Consider the following 7,148-nt stretch of genomic DNA (forward strand, 5'->3'; position numbering starts at 1 on the left):
CGTAATCAGGGTTTAGAATGATACGTTGCCCCTCTTTATCCAGATTCATGAGGCCAATATCATACTGATGCGTGTTTAACCACTTAGAGGCAATAACATTAGGATTTAATGATTTAAAAGCTTGTCGTTTATCACAAAAGACGTGCAAGGTTTTGTGGTTTCTTATCCGTCCTAACGCTTGCATGCAATCATTGGCGGTATTCACCTGGGCGTTAAACACACCGCCTACAAAATCAAAATGGCCGTTATCAATAGACACACCGGTACTCACCGATGGAGTACATACCAGGTAATCGTAGCGTTTTGACACTTCATTGACGTTATTAAAAAAAGCCTGGTTTTCAGCGTCACCTGCATTATCACTGGAAATATAAAGACCTTTCTTTTCAGGAAAGGCCATGCTCAGCGCTGAATAGGTTTTAAAGGCTTCCTTTTTGGAATTAAAGGCGAGGTATACATTTTGTTCTTGCTCTAAAGCCTGCATGGCAGCCATCTGAACGCTTTCTGGGCTGTCGTGAAAGGCTATTTGGCGTGCGCTTCCCGGCTCAAAGCGGTTAAAATGAATGGTGACGGGTTGATTAGGACAAAATCGTTGAACCATTTGTACTGAAGCTTTTGACAGATGCGCATCAAGACAAATCAGAGTCTTGGCATTTGTCATAACGTGTTGCAGCACAGAAAATATCAGGGGTTTTTGTTCAATATGGGAAGTCAGACGCGCAAGAACCTGTTCGATTTCATCAATGATGACCACATCATAGTGTCTTAATGCGCCTTCGGCTGTCAGTTTGCCTAAGGAATTGAGGCAAATGGCCAGGCGATGTTCGATTTGTAAGTCAAAATTATCACACTCATTATAACTGGTTAACCCTAATCGAGAAGCGGCACTTTCCACCAGTGAAATAAGATGGGTTGTAAATAAAATGGATTGTTTAGGGTTTTGTTTTACCAGGTGTTCTACGATGGCCGTTTTTCCTGTACCAATGGCAGAACGTACTAAATGTACGCCCTCTCGTTTAAAGACGTCATTGGGTAAATAACGACTGTTGTAGGATAGCTTTACGCCCTCTCTAAATTGACCAGGTGCCACCGCTCCATGGGCATGTTGGTTAAAATGTCGTAATTCATGCCATAAGCCTAAATGGATATCAGGTTTTTGGGGGATGGTTGAGACTAAGCGATTTAATCCGTCTAACCGATGTAAATCATTAAAGTCAGTAGCCTCTTTAATCAGTTCTAAATCGAATGTTGAAAAATCAGGCGTGCAGACCAAGGTGCCTCTTAGTTTAAACGCAGTACGGTTGGCTTGAATGAGTCCGGTGTTGCCTAAAACCCTACCAAATTTGGTTTTAATATCAGCTTTTTGCCAGTCATTATCAGCCCAGATAATAATCTGTGTTTTAGGATAGTGGCGTTTTAATGATTTACATACAGGGAGTAAGTTAAAGGCATCAAGAGCTGCAAAGACCGGCTCACCAATCGCACGATGGATGCTGGCAGCAGTTGCTACCCCTTCGCATACATGTATGGTGCTGACCTTTTCAGGCAAGGAAGGACAACCTATGAGCGTAAAATGACCTTTTTTAGATAAGCTTTTAGTGAAGCGTTTTTGACCGTCATTAAAAAGGCGTTGCAGACCTAAAAAAGTATTATGGGTATCAATGATAGCTACCGCAACGTGATGTTTACCGTGCTTAATTCCAGGAATAACGCCATCGGACAGCCCTTTTCGGTTGAGGTAGTCACTATTACCCGTATCAGTCATGTCCTGCCAGGCTTCTTTATCACGAGCAATCCAATCAATGGGATTGATTTTTGGTGTTATTGGCTCAATACGGGGTTTAATTGCTGTCTTTACGGGTGATGAACAAAGCCCTCCCCTCGTCTCTTGCCATAGTGCTTTAAGTACGGATTTGCTATCAAAGCGCGCGGAAAAACCACCGTGTCGAAAGGTATAATAGGTCAAAGCGAGATAGGGGATCCCATCGCTGTTATATTCGATTGTTGCGCGATAGCTTTGTTTTTTAGCCGGTTTATCAATGTAATGCCATCGATTGTCTATGATTAGACTGCTTACCGGTGTTCGCAGATCTTCCCCATGAACATTGAGAAACGCAATTGCCTCATCAATCAATCGAGCCTCGATGGATTGCTTGTTCTCAGTTGCCCACTGGGCAAAAGACTTATTACCCACTCGTTCTAACGAGTTGTTATTCTTATTAAAAAATCCCATTATACATGTCCCTTACACCAAAAAATCTTGATGTTTATAGGGAACAAAGCTAAACTAATAAGTGGATGGATCCAAAAATTTCGGTGAAATTTATAATTTCTTCGAGGATTTTTGGTGGTTAGCTTTGTTCCGAGCTAATTGTTGTTTTGGCTATGGGGGGTTTGCCGACCCTCCATAACCAGCTTCTGTTTTTTCTTATTTCATTTATCCTCAATGCTTTTAATGCAAGATAATTCGCGATGTACCCTTACCTTATTTTATTGTTCTTAATTTAATCATATAACTTTCTCATTGTATTGTGAAAATTCATATTTTAAATCATATTTAAAAACATATTATCCTAACAGAACTTAATGTGTCAATTATATTGATTTAGTTCTTAAATAGAACTAACATGATTCTTCGGTACAGTCTTTTCATCAAGCAAATGGTTTGATTAATTTCTAATCGTTTGTTAATTAGACACATAATAGCAAGGAATCATGATGACAGAAGCAATTATAGATTTAGACGTTAATGACAGAATAAAAAAAATACGAGACACACATTTATTAAAGCAATCTGATATATCTGAAATAACGGGGTATTCAGTAAATACCATAAAAAAATGGATGATGGGTAGGGAACAGAAGCATTATACAAAGGCACCAGTTCAAGCATTAAAGATATTAGAGAGTTGGGTTGATAATGAGAGTAACGTTGATGATCTACATCACAAGACATCGAATAAAACCGCCGATGTATGGAGCATTATTACAAATAAGGGCGGGGTAGGAAAAACCACTCAATCATTCAATTTTTCACTTATTTTGGCTAATACTCATAAGAAAAAAGTTTTAGCTATTGATTTGGATCCTCAGGGACATTTAAGTTTATCTTTAGTTAAATCGCCATCAAATATAGGATTATCCACAAGTGATCTACTTCTCGGAAGAAATGGTACTCCTTTTAAATACAACGATTATCTTGATGTGATTGCTACGGGAAAGGAATTGCGAGGTGTTTTGGATGGTATTCCCCCACAAGATCTTTTGTTTAGATTAAAAGAGAAAATAGAAGTTTATAGAACAATTTATGATGTAATAATTTGTGATGGGATACCTACAGATTCTCCTTGGTTTGATGCGATTTTGGCTGCAACAACTAAAGTTGTGATGCCTTTTACTATTGACTTATATGATAGTTGGGGTATGCAAGATGTGTTTGATAAAGTAGATGTTTTAAAAATGAGAAAAGTTGCAGATAATTTAAAAGTGGCTGCGATTGTAGGTAATTCCATGTCAAAGCCTATGACCGTTTTTGATAGTGCAATTATCAACAGTTTAAAAGAAACCTATCCTAAAGAATTTTGTCCTATTGTTATTTCTAAGAGTGTAAAAGTAAAGGAGTGTAAAAGTCCAGCTATCTCTAAATCGATTGTAGATTATGAGCCAACATCTAAAGTGGCTGAAGAGTATCTTGGTGTAATTGATTTTATTTTAAAGGCATAAGGATAAAATGATGAAAATTGATATGCGAAAACAGGCTGTAACGGGTGCTCTTATTAAAGATAATACAGCAGATTGGAAAAATATTGCGAATAAAGAAATAGAAGAAAATAAAAATTTGAAGGAACATATCGACTCATTAGAGAAAGAGTTAGCTAATAAAGATAATTCTAATATTATAGAAATTGATCCAGAAAAATGTCGAAATTGGAAATATGCAGATAGAAATCGATTTGAGCTAGGTAGTATCGAAGAATTAGCTGAAGATATAAAGCAAAATGGACAGTTGCAACCAGCTATAGTTCGAAAGATAGATTCTTTAGATTATGCGTATGAAGTAATTGCAGGTGAAAGAAGATGGAGAGCATGTTCTTTTGCCAATATAAATTTAAAAGCTATCATAACAAATGAAGATGATGCCGGTTGTTTAGTCATTCAAACAAGTGAAAACAAAAAGAAAAGTTTATCCGCTTATTCTTTGGCCGTTGCTTATGAAAAATTAATGATTGATTTGAATATTAGCCAAAATGAGTTATCTAGAAGATTAAATATACCAAAAACATCATTTAGTGAATTAATGTCTTTTAATAAAGTTCCAAAGGAAGTTTGGGATGCAGTAGAAGATATGGCTAAAGTGAAGCCGAAGACGGCGGCATTTTTGTCTTTGATTTGTAGTAAAGGCAATGAATATTTATCTGCCGTTATAAATTTGGCTCCAAAAATTAGAGAAGGATATGGAACAGATAATCTTACTAAGTTAATAGATAAGCATTTATCAAATATTAAGACAAATAGGAATTCATCACGAGTATATGAAGGAAAAACCGGAGAAGTTTTATTCCGAATTACTAGTGAAGGAAGGATTTCATTGTCAAAAACCATGATTAAAAAAATCGATATTAATAACTTTACTGAATATTTGGGAAAATATTTAGAAGAGGTAGTTTAGTGTACGCGGCGCGTACACTAACTACAGAGCATAGTTAATATCAAATTAAAACAGGTATTTTTTACGCATTATCTTGTCCAATATAAATGAATATAATGTTAGAAATATAAAAATAAGGTTATTTTGATGAAATCAGTGTGCGTGTATTTGGGTGCAAACTTTGGTAAAAATGAAGCATTTAAAGTGGCTGTTGTTAAATTAGGAAATGAAATAGCAGATATGGGCCTTACATTAGTTTATGGAGGCTCCAGTCTTGGAATGATGGGACTTTTAGCAACAACTGTTAAAGAATCAGGCGGTAAAGTAATTGGTGTAATTACCAGTCATCTCATAAAGAAAGAAAAGCCATTAGAAATATTAGATGAATTGCATATAGTTGAGTCCATGCAAGAGAGAAAAAAGATGATGCAAAATTTAGCTGATGCTTTTATTGTAATGCCAGGTGGTATTGGTACTCTTGAAGAAGCAATAGAAACCTGGAATGCAATAAAAATAGGTGAGATCGACAAAAATATAGGTTTTTTAAATGTCGATGGTTTTTTTGATGGATTATTTTCTTTTGTAAATAACTGTCAAAAAAACGGGTTTCTTACGGAAGAACAAGAGTCTATTCCACACGTTAGCTCTAACGTTAATGCATTAATAAATGCATTAACGGAAATGGATGAAGTTGTGGTTAGCCAAGATAAAACTCTTACTTTAGTATAACTAAATATAAGGTTATATATATGGATGGTATAAATTTACAAAAACATCATGCTTTAACTAGCAGTACAAATGTCAAGGAGCTATTTAACCCCTTACTTGAATCAATTGGCATTACATATTTTAATTATATAAAAATTTATAATGATGATTGTTCCCGTGAATTACTGACAAATAATCCAGAATGGATTGATCATTTCTATAAAAACTCATTATTTAATTCTATTGGGGCTGTAGATGTAGAGCATTTACTTCCGAAAGGATACTTTCTGTGGTCAGAATTGGAGGCTCTGTCGCAAAAAGAATGGTAACTGGTTAGACTAACGCCATTGCAATTATCAATGGTTATTTCATGCTCAGTTTTAAGCGGCGGCATTTCAAAGATAATGTCATTTTAATGTTGGTTCGTTGGTATGTGGCTTATGCATTGAGCTATCGTGACGTTGAGGAGCTGGCAGCAGAGCGAGGTTTAAAAGTCGACCACTCCACTATCAACCGTTGGGTACTTCGTTATGCACCTCAACTGGAAGAATCCTTTCGCAAACAGCGTAAGCGCCCAGTTGGTGTATCATGGCGTATGGACTAGACCTATATTAAGGTTAAAGGACAGTGGGTTTATCTGTATCGTGCTGTCGACAAAGGGGGCCAAACTGTTGATTTCATGCTGTCTGAGAAGCGTGATGAGCCTGCTGCACGGGCTTTTTTTAATAAAGCAATCGGCTCAAGTGGGCTTCCTGAGAAAGTAACGATGGATAAGAGTGGCGCCAATAAAGCTGGAGTCAACACGATCAATCTAGCTTTGGCGCTGCTATGTATGTTTGGTGGTTCGCCATTGCAGATGACGGTAAGTCAAATAAAATACCTCAATAACATCATGGAGCAAGACCACCGGTTTGTGAAAAAAATCACCCATGGAATGAGGGGATTTAAGGCGTTTCACTCCGCAGAAGCGACATTATCCGGCATCGAATTACACCACATGCTGCGTAAAAATCAGCATACTCAGTCAAATGAATTGACTATTTTTGAACAGTTCTATGCGCTTGCAGCATAAGTGCGTCCAGAATAAATCCCTTTGTCTCTCATGAAAGTTTTTGCGACAGAACCATGAACGGACACAGGACGGCCAGGGCCGCCGGAGGCATACTTGTCGTGTTTGCGAGTCGATTTTAGCCACGGATGGCTTAAATCAATCACGAGCTTAGCGACACTATCGATAAGATCAAATACATTATAAATGATTTCCTCTGTGATGAAATTGTACTTAATGATAAACTTCGTGATAATGTCTTATCATAAGACCTAATACTATAACTATAGCTATAAATAAATATGACTGAATGCTTAATAAACTCCATAGGTGATCGCATTACATATTGCAGATCATCACTACAGCTAACTAGAAAAGAACTTATCGATGAGTGGGAAGGCGCATCTGTTCCCACCCTTGTTAGGTGGGAACTTGGAACAGTTAAAATTCCAGCAAAAAAAATCCCATCGTTAGTGATCTATTTTAATTCGAAGGGATTAATTGTTACAGAAAGTTGGATTTCTCAAGGTTCAGGAACACCTCCCATACTTATAAATGAACAAATATTTGAAGAAATTGATTTTGACAGTTTAGCGCAAGAAAACTTGTTGGATCTAAATAGAAAAACAAAAAATTTTCTTTTTGGTCAAGTTAAGAATAATTTGCTCTCACCATATATTCGTTATGGTGGCAGCGTCAATTTAACTTTGAGCTAGACTGTAATTTATTTACAGGAATAACGCG

Annotated in this window: 6 protein-coding genes and 1 pseudogene; 6 read left to right on the plus strand and 1 reads right to left on the minus strand. The window is 36.8% G+C overall.

Going from position 1 to position 7,148, the window contains the following annotated elements; all coding sequences use genetic code 11:
* A partial coding sequence (locus Q0495_RS07205; RefSeq protein ID WP_298624484.1) for a plasmid replication protein, CyRepA1 family occupies positions 1 to 2,233 on the minus strand: 2,233 nt, incomplete at its 3' end.
* 482 nt (positions 2,234 to 2,715) lie between these two features.
* On the opposite strand from Q0495_RS07205, the gene Q0495_RS07210 reads away from it, so the two are divergent.
* From Q0495_RS07210 to Q0495_RS07235, 6 genes and pseudogenes are all read left to right on the plus strand, one after another.
* Positions 2,716 to 3,723, plus strand: coding sequence for an AAA family ATPase (locus Q0495_RS07210; RefSeq protein WP_298624486.1), 1,008 nt, complete (start codon positions 2,716 to 2,718; stop codon positions 3,721 to 3,723).
* A 7-nt stretch (positions 3,724 to 3,730) separates the two neighbouring features.
* Entirely contained in the window at positions 3,731 to 4,669 is a 939-nt protein-coding gene (locus Q0495_RS07215) for a ParB/RepB/Spo0J family partition protein (RefSeq protein ID WP_298624488.1), read from the plus strand.
* A 126-nt stretch (positions 4,670 to 4,795) separates the two neighbouring features.
* Positions 4,796 to 5,377, plus strand: a complete 582-nt coding sequence (locus Q0495_RS07220; RefSeq protein ID WP_298624490.1) for a TIGR00730 family Rossman fold protein — start codon at positions 4,796 to 4,798, stop codon at positions 5,375 to 5,377.
* A 20-nt stretch (positions 5,378 to 5,397) separates the two neighbouring features.
* Positions 5,398 to 5,685: a hypothetical protein gene (locus Q0495_RS07225; protein WP_298624492.1), complete on the plus strand. Its 288-nt coding sequence runs from the start codon at positions 5,398 to 5,400 to the stop codon at positions 5,683 to 5,685.
* Positions 5,686 to 5,726: 41 nt separating this feature from the next.
* A pseudogene (locus tag Q0495_RS07230) lies at positions 5,727 to 6,428 on the plus strand (IS6 family transposase).
* A gap of 278 nt (positions 6,429 to 6,706) precedes the next feature.
* Positions 6,707 to 7,120, plus strand: a complete 414-nt coding sequence (locus Q0495_RS07235; protein WP_298624494.1) for a hypothetical protein — start codon at positions 6,707 to 6,709, stop codon at positions 7,118 to 7,120.
* Positions 7,121 to 7,148: the final 28 nt, after the last annotated feature.

It is taken from the genome of uncultured Legionella sp. (assembly GCF_937871865.1).
Lineage (GTDB): Bacteria > Pseudomonadota > Gammaproteobacteria > Legionellales > Legionellaceae > Legionella.

Coding starts and splice junctions, on each gene's coding strand:
- Q0495_RS07235 (WP_298624494.1), top strand. CDS start 6,707: ATGACTGAATGCTTAATAAACTCCATAGGTGATCGCATTACATATTGC.
- Q0495_RS07215 (WP_298624488.1), top strand. CDS start 3,731: ATGATGAAAATTGATATGCGAAAACAGGCTGTAACGGGTGCTCTTATT.
- Q0495_RS07225 (WP_298624492.1), top strand. CDS start 5,398: ATGGATGGTATAAATTTACAAAAACATCATGCTTTAACTAGCAGTACA.
- Q0495_RS07220 (WP_298624490.1), top strand. CDS start 4,796: ATGAAATCAGTGTGCGTGTATTTGGGTGCAAACTTTGGTAAAAATGAA.
- Q0495_RS07210 (WP_298624486.1), top strand. CDS start 2,716: ATGATGACAGAAGCAATTATAGATTTAGACGTTAATGACAGAATAAAA.